Genomic DNA, 26,267 nt, shown 5'->3' with positions numbered 1-26,267 from the left:
TACAAATTCCTTTAAAAAAGAGATGTCCCAATTTCGGACATCTCTTTTTATAATAAAGGCGATAATAACCGGTACGTTGATTCAACAATTCGTCTATGAAGACGCCTTTTATGAAAACGATCGACGTGAATTTCACTGGATTCTTCTAAATCGTCTTTAAAATCTTGAACAAGCTTTCGAATGCTATCTGTATCATATAAAAAGGCATTTACTTCAAAATTTAAATGAAAACTTCTCATATCCATATTAGCTGTCCCAATTGAAGCTAAATCAGAATCGACAATGACAACTTTACTATGGAGAAAACCTTTTTCATACTCATATATCTTTACCCCTGCATCTAAAAGCTCTGGGAAATACGATCTCGATGCGTAAAAGACAGTACGCTTATCAGGCTTACTCGGCATTAACAAACGAACATCGATACCAGCAAGTGCAGCAACCTTTAATGCGGATAAAATATCATCATCCGGAATGAAATACGGCGTTGCAATCCAAATGGATTTCCGCGCAGAAGCAATCATTGCGAAATATAAATGCTTAATTGTTTCCCACTTATTATCCGGTCCACCTGCAACGAGCTGCACGCCTCCCCAATGTTCCCCCTCAACTGCTTTCGCTTGTAAATATTCAGGGGCTAGCACAGCCTCACCAGTCATATAAAACCAATCTTGAAGGAAAATAAGCTGCAAACTTTGTACAGCTTCACCACGCAAATATAAATGTGTGTCTCGCCAAAAGCCGAAGTACTTATCCTTGCCTAAATATTCATCACCAATATTTAATCCACCTACAAATCCTTCATTTCCATCAATAATAACGATTTTTCGGTGGTTTCGATAATTAATCTTATCGTTTAAAATCGGAAAGCGCACAGGGAAGAACGGAATCATTTCGACACCTGCATCGTTTAATTCTTCAATATACGATTTTGATAATTTAAAACTTCCAACCGCATCATATAAAAAACGAACGACTACGCCCTCTTTTGATTTTTGTATTAAAATATCTTTAATTTCTGTTCCAAGCTTATCATCACGCACAATGTAATATTCCATATGAATGTGATGTTTCGCTCGTTTTAATCCATCTAAAATGGCCTGAAACGTTTCATCTCCATTTGTTAATGTTCTCGTTTCAGTTTGAAATGAAATATTTAAAGCGCCTAAGCGATCCGCTAAACGAAATAATAGCTCTTGATGCTTATGATTGCGCAAAATCCGTTCTTCGTAATCTTCATGCCCTTTATATTGTAAAAACGCCTGTTCATCAAGTAAAGCCTTCTTTTGGAACATTCTTTTTCTCCGAAAATTTTGTCCAAATAATAAATAAGCAAAGAAGCCAAATACCGGAAAAATACCTAACACAATTAACCATGTAAGTGTTTTTGACGGATGACGGTTCTCTAAGAAAATAACGCAGCCAATTAAAAACGCAGATACTGTAAATAAAATACTAATAATACCTAAAATCGAAACATCTTTTATCCCAATCACATCCGAATAAAATGCTACATCAATAAACATACGTAGTGAAACAAATAATGCGAACAATAGAAAAACAAAGAAAATCAACTTTAACGTATTTTTCATCTCTTACCTCCTAACTAAGAAAGCTTTCCTATTCTTCATATAAAAAGCCGATTTCATACTACAGAAATCGGCCTACGTTTTAGCAGGAAAATTATTGCGAATCGTTTCAAGCGCATGCTCTTTCACAATTTGTTTTCCATACTCACTTACACGATGAATTGTTAAAGTTGATTCTTCTCCATATTCTAAAATAATACTTAAAATACGATCAATTTCTTCTTCATCATGTAGCACTTCATCGAATTCCACATATACATAATAGCGGTTCTCAAATGAATACAGCTCATCTTTTATATCTTCAAAGATAAGACGATGACTTAATGAAATGACATCTTCAAAATCATTAAATTTAATTAAAAAGCCAAACGTACCATCTTCATTAAAGGTTGTTCCTGTTTGTTCTTCTACCTCTTCGACTAACTCTTGCTGGAATAATGATTCGATGCCTTCATCTAGAGGAATATCTATAATTTTGTCTACCCCTATCGGTAGTTCCAGCTTTTGCCCGTCCTTTGAAAGCTCTGCTTTCGTGACAAGTACTTCAATCCCTTTATCGACTGCTTGCACTTGAATCCATAACGGTCCATCAATAAAGAAATCGTCATGATCACGAGCTTCGTCCATCATCTCCCAAAAGAGCTCTTCACTTCGTTCGCGATCATACCAAATTTCTTCACGATTAAATCCTCTATCCTCTATATCAATGTACGTAATAAAAAATTTCATCGTATGATCATTAATTCTTTCAATATCCAAAATACAACTCTCCCTTCCTGCTTAGAATTGTTATGAAGGGATTCCCCACTCATATGACAAATCAATAGATTCTTGTACTCTCATTTTATGATAAGATTCTCCAGAATGGAAATAAAATCGATTTATTTTACAAAAATAGTTATATGCCTATCTTTACTCGATCAACTACATAAATATATTATTATAGCGATTTCTTACTTACAAAAAATTTGGACATACATTTCCACATTCCCCCGTACACTGTAATAAAGTGAAACTTCTATTGGAAGAGATTACTTAACAACAACTTTCTTCATCACATACATATAGTTCGCTTATTAAAACATCATAAATGGAGGCAGACGAATGGACTTAGAGTTTTTAACATCAGTACTAATGATTGTCGGTATCGATGTTGTATTAGGTGGTGACAATGCAATCGTCATCGCACTAGCTAGCCGAAACTTACCTGAATCGAAACGAAATAAAGCCATTTTGATCGGTACTCTTTTAGCAATCGTACTAAGAATTGTCCTTACTATACTAGCTGTCTATTTACTCGACATTCCATTTCTGCAACTTATCGGGGGCGTTTTACTTACATTAATCGCAGTAAATTTATTAACTGATAATAGCAACGATCTTTCTTCTATTCAAGGAAAAACAACTTTATTTCAAGCGGTGCGTACAATTGTATTCGCGGACCTTGTTATGGGGTTTGATAATGTTATTGCCATTGCAGGTGCAGCTCACGGGAGATTTTTACTCGTCATAATCGGCTTACTCATTTCTATCCCGATTATTATTTGGGGTAGCAAACTTATTTTAATACTTATGGAACGATTTCCATTCCTCATTTATTGTGGTGCAGCGATTCTTTCCTATACTGCAGGAAAAATGGTTACACATGAAGACAGACTTGCAACCTTTTTTCATAACAACCCAAGTTTCACTGCAAGCATTCCTTATTTGTTCATTTTCACTATTTTATGCATCGGCTTTATCGTACAACAAGTTCGATTACGCAATGTGAAACATTAAAAAAAACCTTCTACTATATAATAGGTAGAAGGTTTTCATATTATTATAATTAATTTACAAGACGTTGTGCTTCACGTAATTGGAACGTTCTTACTGTACGTGGTAAGAAACGGCGAATTTCGTCTTCGTTGTAACCAACTTGAAGGCGTTTCTCGTCAATCATAATTGGACGACGTAAAATCCCTGGATAGTCACGAATCATCTTATATAAATCTTGAAGTGGTAAAGACTCTAAGTTTACATTCAATTCTTGGAAAACTTTCGAACGAGTAGAAATAATCTCATCCGTTCCGCTTTCTGTCATACGTAAAATCTCTTTAATTTCCTCAATCGTTAATGGATCTGAGAAAATATTACGTTCTGTATAAGGAATATGATTTTCCTCTAGCCATAATTTCGCCTTTCTACAAGACGTACAGCTTGGAGAACTATATAATGTTACCATACAAAGCTCACTCTCCTTAAAGAGTACAAATTCTGTACTAAATACAGTTTTAATTTCTAACTTCAGCAATTTTTCGCGATAACTTGTCTTATTAAAAAGTACAAAAATCGCATTTCATGTAAGCAACAACTTATAATAAACAACAATTACTTTTAATAAGTAACTTCTATAATCATTATACAATAGATTTTGCAAGAAATATACAGTAAATTTCCTGCTAGTTGAGAAAACTCTTCCGTGTATTCCACTGCTATGTAACATGATTACGCTCACTTCAGCTGTACTTGAACAATAACTTTCAACCCTTTTACTACTCACTTCCCATAGATTTTTCATATAATATATAGTTATTTATCTATAATCTTTCCTATGAAAAAGAGAACGTTTTCTTACTTTTTCGTGATAAATCAATTAAGAAATGTAAGACTATACAAATGAGAACGAAAAGGAACGTTTGTTCTTATTTTAACAAACATTCCCCCTCCTGTCTACAAGATTTCTAAAGTAAACCGAAATTTTTTCTGACATTTCTTTCTTTTTTATTTTTTATCTCATACAATAAACATACAGACAGGCAAAGGGGGAGTTTGCAAATGATTGCTTTTTTTATTGATTTTATTACGGTTGCTGCCCTCATCATCGGAATAACAGCATTGATTGGTGTCATTACAAATAGCATTGGTGAAAAGCTCTTTGGTGGAAAAGAAAAAATGAAGTTTGTTAACAAAAGTTTGGATGTACAATCCGGCTGGAACGAAGTTGGCGGAAAAGGCATTTATAAGAAACGAACGTATTAAAAAAAGCAGGTGGTTAGCCTGCTTTTTTTATTTTCCTACGGACGCCCACTTAAAGCTTAAATCTCCGCCATATTTATGGTTGTACATATCTTTAATTGTTTCTCTTTGTAAGTATGCTCTACCACGTTGATATACTGGAACGATTGCAGCGTCATCAAGTAACATTTTTTCTGCTTCTAATAAGTTTTTCCAACGAGCATTTACATCGCTTCCATCTTTTTTCGCCTTCATAATGATTTCATCGTATTTTGGATTAGAGTACTTCATCTTATTTTGTGACCCATCTGTTACAAACATATCAAGATATGTAATTGGATCTGGGAAGTCCGCACTCCATCCAGAGAATGACATGACATAATCGCCCGCATCTTCTAATTTTAGTTTTTGTGCGAATGGTTGTTGTTTAATCTTTACTGTTAAACCTGGTAAATTCTTTTCTAATTCACCTTTTAAATATTCACCAGTTTTCTTTGATAACTCTACATCTTCATTTAATAATTCTAATTCGATTTCATTTTTACCAAGTTCTTTTTTACCAGCTTCCCAATATTTTTTCGCTTCTTTCGCGTTTGGTTTTACAATATCCCCGTTTACAGCACGGAAATCTTTTTTATCTGGTCCTTTAATGAAGTTATCAGGAATTAATCCTGTCGCTGGCTTAGAACCGTTATTTAATAATGTATCCACGAATGGCTTACGGTCAAAAGCAAGTGAAATTGCTTTACGAATATTTTTATTTGCTAAAGCTGGATCTTTTTGATTTAAACGAAGGAAGAACACAGATGTATCTTCTACTGTTTGGAAATCTGGTTTTCCTTTATATTTATCAATAAACTCCGCTAATAACGACGCTCGATCAATTGCATTTGTTTCATATAAGTTAATTGGCGTAGATGTATCTTTTACAATATTAAAGTTTACTTCCTCAATCTTCACTTCTTTATTGTCCCAATATGACACGCTCTTTGTCATTTTAAAGCTACGTTCATGTTGCCAATCACTTAATGTAAATGGTCCGTTATAAAGCGTTGTATTCGCTTCCAAACCAAACTTCGTACCTTGCTCTTTCACAAACTTTTCATTCACAGGATAGAAGATTGGATATACCATTAAATCTACAAGGTATGGAATGGTATTATCTAATTCCACTTCTAATGTATAATCATCAATCGCCTTTACCCCTAATTGATCCGGACTCATCTCTTTTTTATTAATTTTCTCTGCATTTTTTATATCATACATAATGTACGCTGATTTCGCAGCTGTATCTGGGTTAATCGCTCTTTGCCATGCGTATACGAAATCTTTTGCCGTCACAGGCTCACCATTTGACCATTTTGCGTCTTCACGTAATTTAAATGTATATTTTTTACCATCTTCTGATTTTTTGAATTCCTTCGCTACACCAGGAACTAGCTTATCATCTTTTCCTAAACTGTATAAGCCTTCCATCGTATTAGTCATTACTCTTGAAGAAACTGCATCAGCTGATAATGCTGGATCCATCGTTGGTATTTCTTGCGTTTCAATTAAGTTAATAACTTGCTTTGCGCCGCTTTTCCCGCTATCCCCTTTTGCGTTCGCTTGCGGTTCATCTTTTTGATAGCTACATGCCCCTAACATCATGCTCATCGCTACTGTTGATGCTACAAAAACTGGTATCTTTTTTTTCATACTTCCACCCTCCAAAAAAAATGTTAACCCTTTCATTTTCAAACAGAAAGAAATATATATATGTTCTAATAATTCATATTATACACACAAAATATTTTTTGTATATTTATATTTCTATTTATTAAAATTTTCCGTTTTAAAATTTATCTTTGTAAACGTTTATATTACCGATAATCCTTACTAAAGTACTGAAAATAATTATTTTTATATTTTCTAAATTATCAGAGAAAAATAAATTTTTATTTATAATACTTTATGCATAATTATCCCACCCTTTTTAACATAAAATAGCAGACCCTTCATATTAAAAATATGTAGGCTAAAATGAGTGCAAAGGTTAAGAAAGTATGTTACGATACATTTTGCTAAAAATAGATATCGGTAAAGAGGGGACGGACATGACAGCAATTCAGGCAAAAAATGGACCGACAGAGAAATTAAGTTTATTCTTATTAACATGGCCTATTTTTCTAGAAGTTTTTCTTTTTATGTTAATGGGGATCGCTGATACTTTCATGTTAAGTGCATTATCAGACGATGCTGTATCTGGGGTTGGTGCAGCGAATCAATATCTTCATATTGCGATTTTGGTATTAGAAGTCATCGGGAACGGCGCTGCTATCGTTGTATCTCAATACCTCGGTTCCAAACGCTTTATGGAAGCATCTAAAATATCAGCATTAGCCGTCACATTAAATTTAATAGTTGGGCTCGTTATAAGTGCTGGTTTTCTTTTATTTTCGAAACATATGATGCTCGCAATGAACTTACAAGGCGATGTACTAACGTATGCGCAAAACTACTTATCTATCGTCGGAGGAGCCATCTTCCTACAAGCTATTATTAACTCATTAGCCGCAATTATCCGTGTACACGGTTTTACAAAGCAAGCAATGTTTATTTCACTCGGAATGAATATGATTCATATCGCTGGAAACTACGTACTCATTTTCGGGAAATTTGGTTTCCCTGAGCTCGGTGTACAAGGGGCTGCAATTTCTTCTGCTATCAGTCGATTGATCGCACTTATTGTTTTCTTCTGGTTACTATACCGCGTTATGGAATATCGTGTAAAATTACAATATTACTTCACTTTATCCAAAGAATACATTGGGAAAATTTTAAAAATTGGCATTCCATCTGCATTTGAACAAGTGATGTATCAAGCTTGTCAAATCGTCTTCCTTTATTACGCAACGTACTTAGGAACGGAATCATTAGCTGCTAGACAATACGCTACTAACATTTCCATGTTCACTTATTTATTTGCAATTGCAATTGGTATGGGAACAGCCATTATTATCGGCCGCCTCGTTGGTGGTGGCGAAAAGGATGAAGCATACGAACGCTTGTGGAAAAGTGTAAAATGGGCAATTGGTGTAACTTTATGTATGGTCGCTCTCATTATTACATTCCGTACACAATTAATGGGACTGTTTACAGATAATCCGCACATTATCGGGTTAGGCGCAAGTGTTCTTTTACTAAGTGTACTACTTGAAACGGGACGCACGATGAACATCGTCATCATTAATTCGCTTCGTGCAGCTGGTGATGCAAAATATCCTGTTTTAATCGGTGCATTTTCTATGGTGTTAATGAGTTTACCACTAGGTTACTTTTTCGCCTTTCATTTAGATATGGGGCTCGTTGGTATTTGGCTAGCGATCGCCATCGACGAATGGACACGTGCCATAATTATGTTCTTCCGCTGGAAAAGTAGAGCGTGGGAACGTTATGCACTTGTTAAACCCGAGGAGCAAGAAGAGAATATTTCTGTTCAAGTTCAGTAATTTTGCATATGGATATCACTAATGGTACATGAGATTTATCCTAGCGATTCTTTAAATATATCAACTGACCGACAAATGTATAAAATTCTTTTATATAGTAGAAAAAGAGCCATCCTTCCATAACAGAAGAATGGCTCTTTTTCTTATTGATAAATCTCTTTATATTTCTTATACTCTGCTTCAGAACATAGTACGAAATGTCCTGGGCGAATTTCACGCATTGTTGGCACTTCGCTACCGTAATCATGCTGCGATGGATCATATACGATACGTTTACGATTGCGCTCATAATCTGGATCTGGAAGTGGAATCGCTGATAATAGTGATTTCGTATATGGATGAATTGGATTCGCATATAATTCATCACTTGTTGTTAACTCAACGATTTGGCCACGATACATTACACCAATACGGTCACTAATGTATTTTACCATTGATAAATCATGGGCGATGAATAAGTATGTTAAACCTTTTTCTTTTTGTAGCTTTTTCAGTAAGTTTACAACTTGCGCCTGAATCGATACGTCCAGTGCTGAGATCGGCTCATCGGCAATGATAAATTCTGGGTCTACAGCAAGCGCTCGAGCAATACCGATACGCTGACGTTGTCCACCTGAGAATTCGTGTGGGAAACGGTTTGCGTGCTCTTTATTTAAACCAACTGTGTTTAATAGTTCATGAACACGGTCCATGCGCTCTTTTTTACTTTTCGCTAATCCGTGAATATCAATACCTTCTGCGATAATATCCCCTACTGTCATACGAGGATTTAATGATGCGTATGGATCTTGGAAAATCATTTGCATTTTACGGTTGAATTTCTTCAGTTCTGCGCGTGATTTCTTACCATGTACATTTTCACCATCGAACAATACTTCACCAGCAGTTGCATCATATAAACGAATAATTGTTCTTCCAGTTGTCGATTTACCACAACCCGATTCTCCTACAAGACCAAATGTTTCTCCGCGGTAAATATCAAATGAAATATCATTAACCGCTTTGACAACACCACCACTCACGTCGAAGTGCTGCTTTACATTTTTTACTTCAATTAATTTCTCACGTTGTTTAGTCATGTTGTTCACCTGCTTTCATTTGAAGAATGCGTCTTTCAACGACTGCCGGCGGTTTTACTTCTGGAGCTTGCTCGTGAAGTAACCAAGTTGCCGCATAGTGTGTATCACTTACTTTAAATAAAGGTGGGTCCATTTCAAAGTCAATTTTCAGTGCCTGTGGGTTACGTGGTGCAAAAGCATCTCCCTTCGGCGGCTTCAATAAATCTGGAGGCGTTCCAGGGATTGCATATAACTCTTCTTCTGAACCATCTAAACTTGGCATAGATGCGATTAAACCCCAAGTATATGGATGTTTCGGATTGTAGAAAATTTCATCTACAGTTCCAATTTCAACAACTTTACCAGCGTACATAACTGCCACTCGGTCCGCAACGTTTGCTACTACACCTAAGTCATGCGTAATAAAAATGATTGCTGCTTCTGTTTTTTGCTGAATGTCTTTCATAAGTTCTAAAATTTGCGCCTGAATCGTAACGTCTAGCGCTGTTGTCGGCTCATCGGCAATTAATAATTTCGGGTTACAAGCTAACGCCATCGCAATAACTACACGCTGTCTCATACCACCTGAGAATTGGTGAGGATATTGTTTTAAACGAGCTTCTGGATTTGGAATACCTACAAGGTCAATTAATTCTAAAGCAACTTTACGTGCATCTGCTTTACTCATCCCTTGGTGTTTAATTAGACCTTCCATAATTTGATTTCCAATTGTCATCGTTGGATTTAATGATGTCATTGGATCTTGGAAAATCATCGCAATATCTTTACCGCGTACTTGCTGCATTTCTTTTTCTGTTAATTTTGTTAAGTCACGACCTTCAAATACGATTTCACCATTTTTAATGCGTCCAGGAGGATTCGGAATTAATCCCATTAACGCTTTAGAAGTAACTGATTTCCCTGAACCAGATTCTCCTACAATCGCCAATGTTTCTCCTTTTTTCAAATCAAAAGTAACGCCGCGTACAGCTTGTACTTCACCTGCATGTGTATCAAAGGAGACTTGTAAATCTTTTACCTCTAACAATGTTTTCATCTTTGCCTCTCCCCTCTTTTACTTACGCATTTTTGGATCTAACGCGTCGCGTAATCCGTCTGCCATTAAGTTAAATGCTAAAATTAATATACTGATGACAACCGCAGGGATGAACATCATATGCGGATACGTTTGAATAGATTTATAACCATCATTTACAAGAGAACCTAGTGACGCAAATGGTGGCTGAATCCCTAAACCGATGAAACTTAAGAACGCTTCACCAAACACCGCTGATGGAATTGTAAACATTGTCATTACGATAATAGGTCCCATTACGTTTGGAATTAAATGTTTCACAATTAATTGTGTATTTGTTGCACCTAATGTACGAGATGCTAATACATATTCTTGGTTTTTTAACTTTAAGATTTGTCCACGAACAATTCGCGACATCCCTATCCAACCTGTAATCGCCATCGCGAGTGTAATTGACCAAATACCAGATCCCATAATGATTACCATTAAAATAACGATGATTAAGTATGGAATACCGTTAATAATCTCCATAATACGTTGCATAATATTATCTACTCTACCGCCGTAGAATGCTGAAATACCTCCGTATGCAACCCCAATTACTAAGTCAATTGCTGCCGCTAAAAGAGCGATATATAATGATACGCGTGTACCTTCCCATGTTCTTGTCCATAAGTCACGGCCAAGATCATCTGTACCAAACCAGAAGTACTCTTTAATATCACGTTTTTCATACTGGTCAACACCATATTGATCTGTACCGTCAAATGGTAACCAATGAACATTTTCAATAACTGGAATTTTTGGTGGTAATTTCGCACGACCTAAATCTTGCTCTTTATACGAATGTTTACTTACCATCGGTCCAAAAATCGCTAATAGCGCAATGATAACTAATAATACAAGTCCAAGCATCGCACCTTTATGTTGGAATAAACGTCTTCTTACATCTTGCCAAAACGTTAAGCTTGGACGGGCAATGACTTCATTATCAACATTATTTTGATTGGCTTGTTGAAATAAATCTGGAGATAATTTTTGTACATCTTTCATCATTTTTTCCCTCCCGCTAAACGAATACGAGGATCAATAATTCCGTATAAAATATCGACAATGAAAATAACTAAAATGAAAATCGCACTATAGAAAATCGTAGTTCCCATAATAACTGTATAGTCATTTAAAGTAATCGATTTAACGAATTGTTCCCCAAGTCCTGGTACAGCATAAATTTGCTCGATAACAAGTGTTCCTGTAATTAATGCCGCAACCATTGGTCCTAAAATTGTTACAACTGGAATTAACGCGTTACGAAGTGCATGTTTAACAATAATAACGCCTTGGCTAATTCCTTTCGCTTTCGCTGTTAAAATGTAATCGGCTTGCATAACTTCAATTAACTCTGCACGAGAGAAACGTGCGATTGTTGCGATAACTCCCATCGATAATGCAATTGTAGGCATTACAGTAAACTCTGGCCCTTTCCAGAATGCTACTGGGAACCAGCCAAGTTTTACCCCTACGAAATATTGCAGTAATGCGGCAAATACGAATGATGGTACCGACATTCCGAGTACCGAAATAACTGTTGCACTATAATCTACCCACGTATTATTACGAAGTGCGGCAACAATACCCAAAATTAAACCGATAAACGTTCCTAATATAATCGCTTGTAAACCTAATTGGGCTGATGGTCCAATACGATCCACAATCATGTCTGTTACTGGGCGGTTATCATATTGGAATGATACCCCTAAATCACCTTTTGCTAAGTTACCTAAGTAACGTGCGTATTGAACTGGTACCGGATCATTCAATCCGTATTTTTCAAGAATGATTTCTTTTTGTGCCGGTGATAGCTTCTCCTGGTTTTTAAGCGGAGAACCCGGAAGTAATTTCATCAAAAAGAAAGTCAGTGTAGTAATTAAAAATAATGTCAAAGCCATGTACACGAAACGTTTTAATACATAACGTCCCATAGTCAAGCACCTCCCCGTTTTTCTCAAAAGCAATAAGATAGTTTAAAATATTCTTACTTTTATTTTTTTAAAATAAGAGCATATGCCCATCATAAGCATATACCCTTGTAAACGATGGAAAAAAAAGATTATTTTTGTTCAATAGATGCCCATTTGTAAGTTAATTTACCACCATAGTTAATTGGGATAATATCTTTTACGGCACCTTTTACTACATACGCTGAACCTTTTTGGAAGATTGGAGTGATAACTGCATCCTCTTTAATTAACATCTTCTCTACTTCTAGAAGGTTGTCCCAGCGAGCTTGTAAATCTTTTGTATCTGTTTTAGCTTTTAGGATTAACTCATCATATCTCTGATTAGAATACCCTGTTTTATTTTGAGAACCATTCGTAACAAACATATCTAAATATGAGATTGGATCTGGGAAATCTGGTCCCCAAATACCAAACGCAATATCATATTGCTGAGAATCTTCTAATTTATTTTTTTGTGCGAATGGTTGCTGTTTAATTTTAATTGATAAACCTGGTAAGTTCTTTTCCATCTCACCTTTTAAGAATTCCCCAACTTTTTTAGCATCTTCATTATCAAAGTTTAAGAATTCTAGTTCGATTTTATCAGTTCCAAGCTCTTTCTTCGCTGTTTCCCAAAGCTTTTTCGCTTCTTTTGGATTTGTTTCAACTAGCTTTCCATTTTCAGCTCGGAAATCCTTTTTATTCGGACCTTCAGCGAAATCTTTTCCAACAAAGCCGTAAGCTCCAATTGCACCGTTATTTAAAATAACTTTTGCAATGTTATCACGGTCAAAGGACATTGAAATTGCTTTTCTTAAGTTTTTATTACTTAAGTACTGATTACTTTGATTAAATCTTAAGTAAGCAACCCCTGCTTCTTTTCTTGTTTGGAACTCTGGGCTTTTTCTAAACTTATCAACAAATTCAGACGTTAAAGCCGCTCGATCAATCGCGTTTGTCTCATATAAATTTACATCAGTTGCTGTATTTTTTACAATATTAAAGTTGATTTCTTCGATTTTAACCGTTTTATTATCCCAATATGAAGGATTCTTCTTGAATTGGAAACTTTGTTCATGTTTCCAATCACTCATAACGAATGGACCGTTATATAATGTTGTATTTGCCTCTAAACCAAATTTATCACCTTGTACTTTTACAAAGTTTTCATTTAGTGGGTAAAATACTGGATAAACTGTTAAATCGATAAAGTAAGGAACGGGATTGTCTAATTCTACTTCTAATGTATAATCATCAATAGCTTTTACACCTAATTGGTCAGCAGGTAATTCTTTTTTATGAATTTTCTCTGCATTTTTAATATCGAACATAATGTACGAATACGTTGCTTTTGTATCTGGATTTACTGCTCTTTTCCATGAATACACAAAGTCTTTAGCTGTTACAGGTTCCCCATTCGACCATTTCGCATCTCTTCTTAATTTAAATATGTATTTCTTCCCATCATCTAGCTTTTCGACATCTTCTGCAACTCCAGGCATTCTCTTTTGATCTTTGCCAATACGATATAAACCTTCCATCGTATTATTTAATGCTGTAGAAGATGAAGAATCAGATGCTAATGATGCATCCATTGACGGAATTTCAGATAACTCTGTTAAATTAAGAATCTGTTTTCCGTTACTACTACTCGTAGCGTTCTCTTTCCCTTTTGCTTTTGCGTCATCTTTTTGGTAGCTACACGCGCTAAGCAACATACTTGCAGTTAAAGTTGATGCAAGTAATAACGGTATCTTTTTCTTCATGTTGTGTTGCCTCCCCTAATTGCACTTCCTGTACCCTCACTTGTTAAAAAGTAGAATTGAAAGAATAATCTCCAAGTTTCTACAATTTTCATTATACATATAATAAGACGATTGTGAATATAGTTTTTTGTTTTTTTGTTAAAATTTTTAATAAAATATTTATATTTTTAATTTTTCGTAAAGGGATACATTAACATTGCTACCATCATCTTAAAATCAGACCTTTAATTGCGTATAATTTTCAAAAAATTAATCCTAGTACATATTATAGCTTTTATAGTATAATAATTCTAGTAATATTTTGACGGAGGGGAATATTTTGAATAAAGTTTTTTTTCATACTTGTATACTAATTTTTATAGCGATGATTGCTTCTAGTATTGCTGCATTCCTCATTTCATCTCAATTTTTGTTGAACTTTGTCAACATCTCGTTTTATATCGCGCTATTTTTTATTCTGATAGGTGGTTTTTTATTCATATTTCAAAATGGGTTTTTCAATGTAACTCTATATGCTTTCCAGAGAGTATTTGGTACGAACAAAAAGATTGACTCTTTAATTGAAGAAGTCGAGGAACCTACAGATAAAAAAGAACGTATTTATAAAACATATTCATTCAAATGGACATATCCGATTTGTATTACAGGTATCGTTCTTGGGTTGTTCTCGACCCTCATTAGCTTTACTATTTTGATGTAGTTTGCAAACACTATCCCATATGATATAATAATCAGCAAAACATTTTGTTATAAAACTTTAGTTCTTTCATATTAAAAGAGCTCAAGTAACAATAAATAAATTTATATGTATGCGATGATAAAGAAGAGTACATATTGAGGCAATTTCAGAGAGCTTGTGGTTGGTGTGAACAAGTAATTGTACAGTATGGAATGGGCTTTTGAGCACCAAACCGAACCGAAAGTAGTAGGCTTTGGCGTTATATCCTAACGTTATTATGGATTAGAGAGATTTCACAGTAGTGAAATAATTAGGGTGGTACCGCGGTCCATTCGTCCCTATAGTTTTTGGGATGAATGGGCTTTTTTGTTTGCCTTCTCTTCCCCACATCACACATTCAATTTTAGGAGGAATTACTTATGTCAGTTATCTTTTCTGGTATTCAGCCAAGTGGAACGATTACACTTGGAAACTATTTAGGAGCAATGAAGCAGTTTACAGAGCTTCAAAATGAACACGACTGTTATTTCTGTATTGTAAACCAACATGCGATTACAGTGCCTCAAGATCCCGTCGGGCTTCGTAAAAACATCCGCAGCCTTGCTGCACTTTATGTGGCATGCGGCATCGATCCTGAAAAAGCTACTTTATTTGTACAGTCAGAAGTACCAGCACACGCTCAACTAGGATGGATTATGCAATCTGTTGCTTACGTTGGAGAATTAGAGCGTATGACGCAATATAAAGATAAAGCTTCTGGTAGAGATTCAGTTCCAGCTGGATTACTTACGTATCCACCATTAATGGCTGCTGATATTTTACTTTACAACACTGAAATCGTGCCGGTTGGTGATGACCAAAAGCAACATATCGAATTAACACGTGACTTAGCAGAGCGTTTCAACAAACGTTACCGCGAAATCTTCACAATGCCTGAAATTCGTATTCCAAAAGTAGGAGCTCGCGTTATGTCATTAACAGAACCTACGAAAAAAATGAGTAAATCTGATCCAAATCCAAAATCAATGATCAGTATGCTTGATGAGCCAAAAACAATTGAAAAGAAAATTAAGAGTGCTGTAACTGACTCTGAAGGTATCGTGAAATTTGATAAGGAAAACAAACCTGGTATCTCTAATTTATTAACAATCTACTCTTCATTCTCCGGAAAAACAGTTGAAGAAATTGAAGCAATGTACGAAGGAAAAGGATACGGCGACTTCAAAGGCGACCTAGCGCAAGTAGTCGTAGAAGCAATTCGTCCAATCCAAGACAAATATAACGAACTAATCAATTCACCAGAACTAGACGAAATTCTAGACAAAGGTGCAGAAAAAGCAAACCGCGTTGCATTCAAACAACTACGCAAAGTAGAAAACGCAATGGGACTAAGCAGAAAACGTAGGTAACATATAAAGCGGAGGCAGCTCGTTCAGCTCTGACTGGCTAAGGTTCTTTCGCATAGAAGACGCTTTTTGTCTTCTTATGCGGAAGGTTCTTAGACACGAAGAGCTTGCTGCCAGAGCTGGATTTCATATAAAGCGGAAGCGGCTCGCTTAGAATGTGAGGGGGATGGAGCTCCTGACGTAGAGGCGCTTTTTGCCTCGCAGGAAGGCGCGAAGCCACCGAACATTCTTGCCGCTGGAGCTGGATTACATATAAAGCGGAAGCGGCTCGTTCAGAATGTGAGGGGGATGGAGCTCCTGACGTAGAGGCGCTTTTTGCCTCGCAGGAAGGCGCGAAGCCACCGAACATTCTTGCCGCTGGAGCTGGATTACAACAAATTAAAAAAACCGCCAATCGGCGGTTTTTTAATTTACCTTTTGCTCATTTTCCATTTCCCATAACTTTTCAAAAAATGGCTGTCCTTTTACAAGACGCTCACATAATTGTTCATGTTTCTCAGACCAGCCAGCTTTCGCTTCATCATACAGTCTAGCCCAAATATCCTCGAACTCCATATGTTGAACCGTTCCATATGCTGATGGATCCCACTCTGTGTACCAATAGCGAATCTCTGCTGTATTTTTCGTTGTATGTAATTGATCTAACGCCATAAATAATAATTGTTTTAGCTGTCTTTCTTTACGAGTCAAGCCATTCATAATGAAAGGCGATGGTGATAAAATGTGATGTTCTTTTTCTGTTTCTTCTACTTGGAACTCATACTTTTCTGCTTTTACGTTTTCTACCATCTCATATACCATCTGCTCTTGGCGTGGTATAAGTCTGCTTTTACGAATTGGTACATTGTAACCAATTGTGTCAATCGCAATAATTCCTTTTCCATCTGTAACAACAAAGCAATACTCTTGCTGCAAACGTTCATGATTTTTACGAATATAAGCCTTATGATGTACGTCTTCCAGCATTTTTTGCGGAAGCTCTAACAATTCGTTCTCGATGTAATGATATAATGTGGCATCTACTTTTAATAATGGCACTTGATCTAATAGCTCAATCGTATCATCTTTCCGCCATTCGTAAAAATGACAAACGTTATACCCATTTTCTTCACCTTCAAACCAATTTACCCATACATCATGTAGATATAACATTCACTACCCCTCACTTCACTACTGTTTGTACCAATCATTATGTTCATTTTTGCTTAACTTTATTCCACTTGAGGAAATATATTCTAATTATTATTTTTTCTTCTATTAATAATAAAAAAACAGGAAATAGAACTCCTGTTTTTTATATATGAAATGCACTTGCTTTATTCAATATTTCTTTTGCATCTATAGATAATAAAGAAAGTGTATCTTCTCCTTCCAAAGTTACACAATCTTTGACAATATGAAATCCAAGCGCATAGCCAAGCATCTTCGGATAAGAGTGAAAGCCATTTAATACGATGTCATGTTCCCTTGTTCCTCGTTTTATACTTATTCTTTCATGTACAACATTTTTCCAATAATAAATAGCTTCTTCTTTTGAAAGATACGCCGTCCACGGTGCATTGTTTTTTTCTGTATACCTTTCTGTTACTGCCTGCTCAGCTAGCCCTTCCATAATCATCGTATCAAGTAATGTATATTCTGTTTCCTTCATCTCAATTTGATGTAACCTGCATATGTGATGATATTCATGCGCCAATAACACTTTTAATTCTTCTACCGAATTCCGCCCACATACGAATAAGAAAATAACATGACGCATAGATAATCCAGCCCTACCGTTATACTCTTCTTGTACAGTTCGATTATAGGAATCTGATAATAAAATAAAGACAGGGACATCTGGACCTTTTAACCAATTTTTCAGTTTATCATACTCCAGGCTCAATTCTTTCCAAATTTCCTTTTCCTCTAATTCTTTAATTTCCTTTTCTCCGCGCATGATTGGGCGATACATCCCTTTTGAAATTAAAAAGCGATACAATCTTTCTTTTGGCAACGGAATATACTTCGTAAATTTCTCACAAAGTTTTTCTGGCCGCCCATAATATAAATGTAGCCATTCAGCTGTTTCAACAATCCCCATCTTTATCCCTCCTTTTTTCTTATGTATATGCTACAGAAGAAAAAGGCGTAAAAATAAATAAGGAGTTTTTTCGCAATATATTACGAAAAAACTCCTTATTTCATCTATTATTTATACGATTTAAATACTAACACTGCGTTATGACCACCGAATCCTAATGAGTTACTTAATACTGCATTTACTTCTTGGTGTCTCGCTTGATTCGGTACATAATCTAAGTCACATTCTGGATCTGGTGTCTCATAGTTAATTGTTGGAGGAATTACTCCGTCTGTAATTGATTTAATAGAGAAAATCGCTTCAACAGCACCAGCTGCTCCTAATAAGTGACCTGTCATTGATTTCGTTGAGCTAATCGCTACTTTATACGCGTGCTCACCGAAAGTTTCTTTAATTGCCATCGTTTCATATTTTTCATTCGCATCCGTACTTGTACCATGCGCATTAATGTAATCAATATCTTCTGGCTGTAGGCCTGCATCAGCTAAAGCTTGACGCATTGCACGCACTCCGCCTTCACCACCAGGAGCAGGCATTGTAATATGGAACGCATCTCCAGTTGCACCATAACCAGCAATTTCCGCGTAAATGTGAGCACCGCGCGCTAATGCGTGCTCTAATTCTTCAAGAATTAGAATACCTGAACCTTCACCCATTACGAAACCGCTACGGTTTTTATCAAATGGACGGCAAGCCGTTGCTGGATCTTCATTAAATGTTAATGCTTTCGCTGAGCTAAATCCTGCGAATGCCATACTTGTTAACGGCGCTTCTGCTCCGCCTGTAATCATTGCATCAGCATCACCACGCTGAATTGCTTTAAATGCATCACCAATTGAGTTTGCACCAGATGCACAAGCCGTTACAGAACAAGTGTTAATTCCTTTTGCTCCTGTTGCGATTGATACTTGACCTGCTGCCATATCTGGAATCATCATCGGCACGAAGAATGGGCTCACGCGGCGTGGGCCTTTCTCAGTAAAAATCTTAAATTGTTCTTCGTATGTTTCCATACCGCCAATACCAGATCCAATCCATACACCAATTCGAGGTCCGTTTTCTTCTGTAATTTCAAGCTTTGCGTCTGCAACTGCCATTTTCGCTGCTGCCACTGCATATTGTGTAAAGCGATCCATACGGCGCGCTTCTTTTTTATCAATATATTTCTCGACTTCAAAGTCGTTAATTTCCGCTGCTACTTTTGCTGGAAATAGTTCTGGATCAATTCTTGTAAGTCGCCCGATTCCAGATACACCCTTTTTAATGTTTTCCCATGCTGTTTCAACATCTGTTCCGACCGGTGTAACAGCCCCTAGTCCTGTAATTACGACCCTCTTTTTTTCCATACAAAATACACTCCTTTTTTCTCTCAGTCCTTATTTACCCCAACGAAGAGCAACTGCTCCCCATGTTAATCCGCCACCAAAACCAACAAGTATAATTAAATCACCGTCTTGAATACGTCCGTTTTGCAATTCCTCTACCATTGCAATCGGAATTGAAGAAGCTGATGTATTACCGAACTTCTCAATTGTCATACTCATTTTTTCTTGTGGTAAATTTAACCTCTCTCTTGCAGATTCCATAATACGAATGTTTGCTTGATGCGGTACTAAGAAATCCACATCTTCTTTCGTAAGACCAGCTTTATCTAAAACGCGAAGACAAGAATCACCAAGTTGACGAACGGCAAATTTAAACACTTCTCTGCCATTCATCATAACATACTCGTCTTGATAAAGATGCTTGCCGCCACTTCCGTCTGCTCCTAATTCAAAAGATAGAACACCTTTACCTTCTGAAACAGCTCCCATTACGATAGCACCGGCTCCGTCTCCAAATAATACTGCTGTATTTCGATCGTTCCAGTCTACAATTTTAGATAGTTTATCACTACCAACTACTAATACATTTTTATAAGTTCCCGTTTGAATAAATTGCTGCGCTGTAATCATTCCGTACATAAAACCAGCACATGCTGCACCTACATCCATTGCAGCTGCCTGTTTCGCTCCAATCGCTTCTTGAATTACACAAGCAACTGCTGGAAAAGCACGATCTGGTGTTACTGTTGCTACTAAAATAAGGTCGATATCCTCTCCGTTAATTCCTGCATCTTCAAGTGCTTTTTTAGAAGCCTCTACGGCCATATATGAAGTATCTATTGTATCATCGGCAATGCGTCTTTCTGCAATTCCCGTTCTCGTACGAATCCATTCATCGGATGTTTCCATTATTTTCTCTAAATCGTGATTTGTGACTACTTTTTCTGGCACATATCTTCCGATCCCTAAAATGCCCACGTTCACATCGCAGCCCTCCGTTTTATATCAATTATTATGACTTGGTACTAATTTTAAAACATAAATGTATTTTTGTCTAGAATATATTTCGCATAAAACAGAAAGCTAACGCATTATTCACGTTATTTTTCATTAAAAGAAACAAAAACATACCTCTCAAATATAAAAAGACTCAAACCGCTTCTATTCACGGTTCGGGCCTCTCTTCCATCTTAAAAAGATGCTTTTTATTCTTTATCTGCTTTCCTTCTAAACTAAAGAGTTCTCCTCACTACTTTTCCTTTATACTCTTCATATCTCTTGTTTTCCCCCAGGCGAGAATAAAAAAGGCCCTGACCGCTTCTACCCACGGTTCGGGCCTCTCTTCCATCTTAAAAAGATGCTTTTTATTCTTTATCTGCTTTCCTTCTAAACTAAAGAGTTCTCCTCATTACTTTTCCTTTATACTCTTCATATCTCTTGTTTTCCCCCAGGCGAGAATAAAAAAGGCCCTGACCGCTTCTACCCGGTTCGGGCCTCTCCTCCATCTTAAAAAGATGCTTTTTATTCTTTATCTGCTTTCCCAAGCTCATAAGCTTCATTCATAACTTTCATTAACAACTCTAACACCGGCTGTGCTTTCTCCATATCAAGTGCAATTCCATTATCATCTAAAATTGCCTTTGCTTCCGGTAAATGCTTCATTGCGATTTGTAAAAACTGCATGCTTTTTTCGTTCATATTATGCTCTTCCTCTCCATTAAAACTTTCACATACAATAGTGTAACACGCGTGCTACTCTTCGTATAACTCTTTATATTTTTTCATGTGTGCCAGTTGCTTATTTAAACCATATTCTAACGGAGTATTTCTTTTTATCGAAATTACTTCGATAGCCTCATCTCTTACTTCGTTATTATTTTGATTTACTTTATCATCCGCGCGTAAAAGATTCATACCTTTTTCCCATAATGACTGTTTACCACTAAGTAAATTGTATATACCAAGATGCGCCCCGCTCGTTCCATGTTCCCATAAGTATTCACATACATCTTCAATGTAAAGTAAATCACTTCCTTTTTCCTCACTCGTACAACGGCACTCTTTCTCGTCTAATTCTGATAAAATGAGCTGATGATACATCATAAAAGATGGTTGCCACGGTCCATATAATGTAGGAACTCGAAATACACTATATTGTAAATTCCCTTTCTTCAATCCTTCTTCTACTTTCAAAAATAGGCGCTTATTTTCTGATTCATCTGTACTACCTACTTCAATAGAAGAAATTAAATTTAACTTCACTTTTTGTTCTTCACACATTCTTATGATTCGCTTTAAATATTGTAATATGACTCTTTCATTCCGAAATCCACTTTGCTGATTTGGCTCATATAAGCAAAAGTAAACAGTATCGAAGCTCTCTTCCTCTACTGATCTCCATCCATCTTCATCTCTTATCGAATAATACGTAAATAATGCATTTCGCCCAATTAATAATAACTTCTCTTCATTAATTTTGGTCATACTATCGAATTCATCAAAATCAAGACCATATACTTCCACTTCTTCTTCAATCATTTTATTTACAAGGTGATAACCTACAAACGTAAGTGCACCTATTATCAGCACGCGTTCCATACCACCAACCCTTTCCCTCTGAAACAAATAGCTCCTCATTTATGTATATGGGAGCTTCACAATTCTTCTTCATATTTTTTAAAGAAATCGGTCGTTTGCCTAACCATTTTATATTTCACATCTTGCAGATGGAACAAGACAGAAGTATCACATTGATTGAATTGCCTCATTTTCTCATATTTACGCAATTGCTGTTTTCTTCCTCTTTTTTCTTGGGTTGATACGAAAACTTTGACCGGTACACAAGATGGAAGAAGCGTAAATGATTTCTTATTTATTTTTGATTCTAATTCTTCTTCTTTGGCATCATACGCCAAACTTAATTCCTTCACGAGTCTCTTGTAAAAAAACTTATGCTCTTTTTCAAACTCCACATATTCTGGTAAATCTAAACACGGATTTAACATAATGACAGAGCGTATACAATCAGGGTATTTGTTCATCATTTCGAGTGCTACAAGTGCTCCCATACCATCTGCCATAATGTGCATTTTCGCATTCAATGTCTCTTTTCTCAACACAACGTCATATAAACGTTTTGCTAGACGAACAGATTGGTCGTTTCCCCAATGTCTTCCGTATAAATTAGAAGAAAAGACCGTGTAGCCTTGCTCAATAAGGCCATGTAAAAAATAAGATCTACCCGCATGCTGTGTCCATAAACTTGTACCATTCTCAATAAAGTAGTTATAATCACCGAGGAGCATAACAGAAAATCCATTTGGCTTCTCCGGTAAATAAATGACACATGGTTCTTTTTCTAAGTAAAAAAAACGTTCCGTAATACTCATTTTTCCCCCGCCTTATTTTCTAAACATATAAAACCACTCTTTTATAATGTATGAACGGAATGCAAATTTGCGTTGAAAAATCTACAAATATTTTTCTATATTCTTTTTTCAATTGTGTTACAATAAGGACAGATTGAACGAATAGAGGTGTAAAATATGCGTTTCATTTGGGCATTAATTTGGTCGTTCTTACTTGTACATATGATGAGCTATGTAATCGGCTCTATGACTGGCGGTACATACGACTTTAACCAAGCGTCTATTTTCTCAGTTGTTCTTGCTGTGTTAGTACTAGCAATTTCAGCTGCAATTCCAAACGAGCCAGTAGAACAACACTAAAAAAAGAGTCCGGATTTTATCCGAACTCTTTTTTATTTTTATTTCACATGAACGACTAGTTCGTTATTTTCTACATCAACAACTACGTGACTATTGTCAGTAATTGTTCCTGCAATTAATTCTCGTGCTAATTTCGTTTCCACTTGACGTTGTACGTATCGTTTTAATGGACGAGCTCCGTACATTGGGTCGAAACCAGCTTCTACAACAAATTCTTTTGCTGCATCTGTTAATTCTACTGTAATGTGACGGTCAGCTAGACGACCTTGTAGTTCTTTTACAATTTTATCAACAATGCCTTTAATTTCATTCGTTGTAAGAGGTTTGAATAAAATAATTTCATCAACACGGTTTAAAAATTCAGGGCGGAAATGTCCTCTTAATTGCCCCATTACAAGGTCTCTTGATTCCTCTTTAATCGAACCATCTTCTTCTAATCCATCTAGTAAATGAGCAGATCCAATATTTGAAGTCATAATAATAACTGTATTTTTAAAGTCCACTGTACGACCTTGCGAATCTGTAATGCGTCCATCATCTAACATTTGTAATAAAATGTTGAATACTTCTGGATGTGCTTTTTCAATTTCATCTAATAAAACAACGGAATATGGTTTACGTCTTACCGCTTCTGTTAATTGACCACCTTCTTCATATCCTACATATCCAGGAGGTGCACCAATTAAGCGTGACACTGCGTGTTTCTCCATATACTCAGACATGTCAATGCGAATCATTTGCTCTTCACTATCGAATAAAGACTGTGCTAACGTTTTTGCAAGTTCTGTTTTACCAACACCTGTTGGTCCTAAGAAGATGAAAGAACCAATCGGGCGGTTCGGATCTTTAATACCAGCGCGAGCACGAAGAACCGCGTCTGACACTAAGCTTACTGCTTCCTCTTGTCCAATGACACGCTCTGATAAGATTTGCTCTAAGCGTAATAATTTCTCGCGTTCGCCTTCAACAAGTTTAGCAACAGGAATACCAGTCCAGCGTGAAACAATATCTGCAATTTCTTCTTCACTTACTTCCTCACGTAATAAACGATTTTCTTGTTTATTATGCGCACCCATTTCTTCCGCTTCTTTTAACTCTTTTTCAATTGCTGGAATTTTCCCGTGACGAAGTTCGGCTGCTTTATTTAAATCGTAATTACCTTCTGCTTCTTCTAATTCACGGCGCAGACGTTCTAAATGTTCACGTAAGTCACGAACTTTGTGAATGTCTTCTTTTTCTTTCTCCCATTTCGCTCTCATACCACTTGCAACTTCTTTTAAATCCGATAATTCATGTTGCAATGTTTTTAGACGCTCTTGGCTACCACGATCCGTTTCTTTTCCAAGAGCCGCTTCTTCAATTTCCAGCTGCATAATGCGGCGCGTTACTTCATCTAATTCTGTTGGCATAGAATCGATTTCTGTACGAATTGTTGCACACGCTTCATCAACAAGGTCAATTGCTTTATCAGGTAAGAATCGATCTGAAATATATCGATCTGATAAAACTGACGCTGCTACAATCGCACGGTCATGAATATTTACACCGTGATAAATTTCAAAGCGTTCTTTTAATCCACGTAAAATTGAAATTGTATCTTCAACAGTTGGTTCTTCTGCTAATACTTGTTGGAAACGTCTTTCTAGCGCTGGATCTTTCTCAATATATTTGCGATATTCATCGAGCGTCGTCGCCCCGATACAATGCAGTTCACCACGCGCAAGCATCGGTTTTAACATATTTCCTGCATCCATGGCTCCTTCTGTTTTACCAGCTCCAACTATTGTATGAAGTTCATCAATGAATAATAAAATGCGTCCTTCACTCTTTTTAATTTCATTTAATACAGCTTGCAGCCGCTCTTCGAACTCACCACGGAATTTCGCACCAGCTACGAGTGCACTCATATCTAACGCAAAAATCGTTCTATCTTTCAATCCTTCAGGTACATCCTTTTTCACAATACGCTGGGCTAGCCCTTCAACGATTGCTGTTTTACCAACACCTGGCTCCCCAATTAAAACCGGATTGTTTTTCGTTTTACGTGAAAGAATACGGATTACACGTCGTATTTCACTATCACGGCCGATTACAGGATCGATTTTCCCTGCTCTCACTTCCGCCACTAAATCACGGCCATATTTTTCTAACGCTTCATAAGTTGCTTCTGGATTTTGACTAGTCACTCTTTGATTCCCCCGAACTGTCATTAAAGACTGTAATAAGTTATCTTTCGTAATATGCAATCTTGTAAATAATTGATTTATATCGCCTTTTTCTTCAGAAAAAGCAAGCAATACATGTTCTACTGAAATGTAATCATCCTGCAGTTTTTCTGCTTCTTTCCCTGCTCTTACAAGCAGTTGTTGCAGAGCGCTCGTTACATACAATTTTCCAACTTCTGCACCGCTCCCCGTTACAGAAGGTTTCTTTTTAATTAAACTTTCTGCACCTTGCTTTAATGCTTCTATATCAACATTCATTTTTTGAAATATACGTACTGCTAATCCATCTTGCTCTTCTAATAATGCAAGTAATAGATGAACAGTATCCACCTCTTGGTGATGATGAGATACCGCTAAAGATTGGGCACTCATAATCGCCTCTTGTGTTTTTGTTGTCATTTGATTTAAGTCCATCTTTACAGCCCTCCAAAAGTTTGACTTTCTTTGACCTTTGATTTGATTATACGCCAACTGACTTTTTTATACAATAATTTTGCCTATGTATTTTCAAACTTATTATTTGAAAAAGAAAAAGAGAGCATTCATTATACTGCTAAAAATACGGTAAATGAAATTACAATGTGTAACGACAAAAAAGCCGCAATAACGATTGCGGCTCCTGTTACGGTTTTCTTTTATATGTCCACTGGCGGTTATGATTCGTGTTATCCGGAAACTTTTCACCGGCAGTTAATTTCACCATTTGCGGATCTTTCACCATACTTCCCGTTTCACCAATTTCTACGTAAATGCCATCATTCGGCGCTTTTTGTCCAGAACGAAACCTGCGATTTTGTCCCATCTTCATTCTCCTTCCATGACGTCTTGCCTCATTAGTATATCCATTTTAAAAGAAAGCTTTTCTGTCATGTTTAGGAAACAGT

The 26,267-nt window shown here is 36.4% G+C and carries 24 protein-coding genes and 1 other annotated feature; of the genes, 6 read left to right on the top strand and 18 right to left on the bottom strand.

Annotation, left to right across the window (positions count from 1 at the left end; translation table 11 throughout):
- Positions 1-47: 47 nt before the first annotated feature.
- The gene (locus tag AXW78_RS05790) at positions 48-1,592 is read right to left on the bottom strand and encodes a cardiolipin synthase (protein WP_000799199.1); all 1,545 of its coding nucleotides are present in this window, start codon (positions 1,590-1,592) and stop codon (positions 48-50) included.
- A gap of 72 nt (positions 1,593-1,664) precedes the next feature.
- Positions 1,665-2,348: an adaptor protein MecA gene (gene mecA, locus AXW78_RS05785; RefSeq protein WP_000350719.1), complete on the bottom strand. Its 684-nt coding sequence runs from the start codon at positions 2,346-2,348 to the stop codon at positions 1,665-1,667.
- 345 nt (positions 2,349-2,693) lie between these two features.
- On the opposite strand from mecA, the gene AXW78_RS05780 reads away from it, so the two are divergent.
- The gene (locus tag AXW78_RS05780) at positions 2,694-3,368 is read left to right on the top strand and encodes a TerC family protein (RefSeq protein WP_000362616.1); all 675 of its coding nucleotides are present in this window, start codon (positions 2,694-2,696) and stop codon (positions 3,366-3,368) included.
- Positions 3,369-3,417: 49 nt separating this feature from the next.
- On the opposite strand, the gene spx is transcribed toward AXW78_RS05780, so the two are convergent.
- Positions 3,418-3,813: a transcriptional regulator Spx gene (gene spx, locus AXW78_RS05775; RefSeq protein WP_000258267.1), complete on the bottom strand. Its 396-nt coding sequence runs from the start codon at positions 3,811-3,813 to the stop codon at positions 3,418-3,420.
- Between the two features lie 593 nt (positions 3,814-4,406).
- Between spx and AXW78_RS05770 the strand changes: the two genes are divergently transcribed.
- Positions 4,407-4,610 (top strand): hypothetical protein, encoded by a 204-nt coding sequence (locus tag AXW78_RS05770; protein WP_000559969.1) that lies wholly within the window; start codon positions 4,407-4,409, stop codon positions 4,608-4,610.
- A 27-nt stretch (positions 4,611-4,637) separates the two neighbouring features.
- Here the strand turns inward: AXW78_RS05770 and AXW78_RS05765 are convergent, their stop codons facing one another.
- A complete protein-coding gene (locus AXW78_RS05765; protein WP_061883895.1) occupies positions 4,638-6,284 on the bottom strand; it encodes a peptide ABC transporter substrate-binding protein in 1,647 nt (548 codons plus the stop codon).
- 347 nt (positions 6,285-6,631) lie between these two features.
- On the opposite strand from AXW78_RS05765, the gene AXW78_RS05760 reads away from it, so the two are divergent.
- Positions 6,632-8,077, top strand: coding sequence for an MATE family efflux transporter (locus AXW78_RS05760; protein ID WP_061883894.1), 1,446 nt, complete (start codon positions 6,632-6,634; stop codon positions 8,075-8,077).
- Positions 8,078-8,220: 143 nt separating this feature from the next.
- Here the strand turns inward: AXW78_RS05760 and AXW78_RS05755 are convergent, their stop codons facing one another.
- The 5 genes from AXW78_RS05755 to AXW78_RS05735 form a co-directional block, all read right to left on the bottom strand.
- On the bottom strand, positions 8,221-9,156 hold the full coding sequence (locus tag AXW78_RS05755; RefSeq protein WP_000166347.1) for an ABC transporter ATP-binding protein: 936 nt from the start codon (positions 9,154-9,156) through the stop codon (positions 8,221-8,223).
- Positions 9,149-10,192 (bottom strand): ABC transporter ATP-binding protein, encoded by a 1,044-nt coding sequence (locus AXW78_RS05750; RefSeq protein WP_000854347.1) that lies wholly within the window; start codon positions 10,190-10,192, stop codon positions 9,149-9,151. Before AXW78_RS05750 ends, AXW78_RS05755 begins: the two co-directional genes overlap by 8 nt.
- An 18-nt stretch (positions 10,193-10,210) precedes the next feature.
- Positions 10,211-11,227 carry an oligopeptide ABC transporter permease gene (gene opp3C / locus AXW78_RS05745; protein ID WP_000974106.1) on the bottom strand — a complete coding sequence of 339 codons (1,017 nt, stop codon included), beginning with the start codon at positions 11,225-11,227 and terminating at the stop codon, positions 10,211-10,213.
- Positions 11,224-12,153 carry an oligopeptide ABC transporter permease gene (gene opp3b, locus AXW78_RS05740; RefSeq protein WP_000534167.1) on the bottom strand — a complete coding sequence of 310 codons (930 nt, stop codon included), beginning with the start codon at positions 12,151-12,153 and terminating at the stop codon, positions 11,224-11,226. The genes opp3C and opp3b overlap by 4 nt, the downstream gene beginning before the upstream one ends.
- Positions 12,154-12,281: 128 nt before the next feature.
- Complete coding sequence (locus AXW78_RS05735; RefSeq protein WP_000727222.1) at positions 12,282-13,937, bottom strand: peptide ABC transporter substrate-binding protein; 1,656 nt, start codon at positions 13,935-13,937, stop codon at positions 12,282-12,284.
- A 319-nt stretch (positions 13,938-14,256) separates the two neighbouring features.
- Between AXW78_RS05735 and AXW78_RS05730 the strand changes: the two genes are divergently transcribed.
- Together AXW78_RS05730 and trpS are read left to right on the top strand one after the other, a co-directional pair.
- The gene (locus AXW78_RS05730; RefSeq protein WP_001044996.1) at positions 14,257-14,637 is read left to right on the top strand and encodes a DUF3899 domain-containing protein; all 381 of its coding nucleotides are present in this window, start codon (positions 14,257-14,259) and stop codon (positions 14,635-14,637) included.
- A 105-nt stretch (positions 14,638-14,742) separates the two neighbouring features.
- Positions 14,743-14,959 (top strand) — a binding site (T-box leader).
- Between the two features lie 76 nt (positions 14,960-15,035).
- Positions 15,036-16,025, top strand: a complete 990-nt coding sequence (gene trpS, locus AXW78_RS05725; protein WP_000110982.1) for a tryptophan--tRNA ligase — start codon at positions 15,036-15,038, stop codon at positions 16,023-16,025.
- 402 nt (positions 16,026-16,427) lie between these two features.
- Here the strand turns inward: trpS and AXW78_RS05720 are convergent, their stop codons facing one another.
- The 7 genes from AXW78_RS05720 to AXW78_RS05690 all read right to left on the bottom strand — a co-directional run bounded on the left by AXW78_RS05720 (position 16,428) and on the right by AXW78_RS05690 (position 22,819).
- Positions 16,428-17,174 carry a YjbA family protein gene (locus AXW78_RS05720; protein ID WP_000966124.1) on the bottom strand — a complete coding sequence of 249 codons (747 nt, stop codon included), beginning with the start codon at positions 17,172-17,174 and terminating at the stop codon, positions 16,428-16,430.
- 142 nt (positions 17,175-17,316) lie between these two features.
- Entirely contained in the window at positions 17,317-18,105 is a 789-nt protein-coding gene (locus AXW78_RS05715) for a DUF2268 domain-containing putative Zn-dependent protease (protein ID WP_000513273.1), read from the bottom strand.
- A gap of 107 nt (positions 18,106-18,212) precedes the next feature.
- Positions 18,213-19,451 carry a beta-ketoacyl-ACP synthase II gene (fabF, locus tag AXW78_RS05710; protein ID WP_000412656.1) on the bottom strand — a complete coding sequence of 413 codons (1,239 nt, stop codon included), beginning with the start codon at positions 19,449-19,451 and terminating at the stop codon, positions 18,213-18,215.
- Positions 19,452-19,481: 30 nt separating this feature from the next.
- Positions 19,482-20,414 carry a beta-ketoacyl-ACP synthase III gene (gene fabH, locus AXW78_RS05705; RefSeq protein WP_001100544.1) on the bottom strand — a complete coding sequence of 311 codons (933 nt, stop codon included), beginning with the start codon at positions 20,412-20,414 and terminating at the stop codon, positions 19,482-19,484.
- 537 nt (positions 20,415-20,951) lie between these two features.
- A complete protein-coding gene (locus tag AXW78_RS05700) occupies positions 20,952-21,128 on the bottom strand; it encodes a ComZ family protein (RefSeq protein ID WP_001986215.1) in 177 nt (58 codons plus the stop codon).
- A 54-nt stretch (positions 21,129-21,182) separates the two neighbouring features.
- Positions 21,183-22,055 (bottom strand): NAD-dependent epimerase/dehydratase family protein, encoded by an 873-nt coding sequence (locus AXW78_RS05695; RefSeq protein WP_002163889.1) that lies wholly within the window; start codon positions 22,053-22,055, stop codon positions 21,183-21,185.
- Between the two features lie 29 nt (positions 22,056-22,084).
- The gene (locus tag AXW78_RS05690; RefSeq protein ID WP_000028710.1) at positions 22,085-22,819 is read right to left on the bottom strand and encodes a lipase family protein; all 735 of its coding nucleotides are present in this window, start codon (positions 22,817-22,819) and stop codon (positions 22,085-22,087) included.
- 156 nt (positions 22,820-22,975) lie between these two features.
- On the opposite strand from AXW78_RS05690, the gene AXW78_RS05685 reads away from it, so the two are divergent.
- A complete protein-coding gene (locus AXW78_RS05685; protein ID WP_001211116.1) occupies positions 22,976-23,158 on the top strand; it encodes a YjzD family protein in 183 nt (60 codons plus the stop codon).
- A 38-nt stretch (positions 23,159-23,196) separates the two neighbouring features.
- Here the strand turns inward: AXW78_RS05685 and clpB are convergent, their stop codons facing one another.
- Positions 23,197-25,797, bottom strand: coding sequence for an ATP-dependent chaperone ClpB (gene clpB, locus AXW78_RS05680; protein WP_061883893.1), 2,601 nt, complete (start codon positions 25,795-25,797; stop codon positions 23,197-23,199).
- A 208-nt stretch (positions 25,798-26,005) separates the two neighbouring features.
- On the bottom strand, positions 26,006-26,185 hold the full coding sequence (locus AXW78_RS05675; RefSeq protein ID WP_000531421.1) for a YjzC family protein: 180 nt from the start codon (positions 26,183-26,185) through the stop codon (positions 26,006-26,008).
- Positions 26,186-26,267 lie beyond the last annotated feature (82 nt).

Source organism: Bacillus thuringiensis (genome assembly GCF_001595725.1).
In the GTDB taxonomy this organism is placed as follows: domain Bacteria; phylum Bacillota; class Bacilli; order Bacillales; family Bacillaceae_G; genus Bacillus_A; species Bacillus_A thuringiensis_K.
Note: the sequence above shows the minus strand (reverse complement) of the source record. Positions and strands in the feature narration are given on the sequence as shown.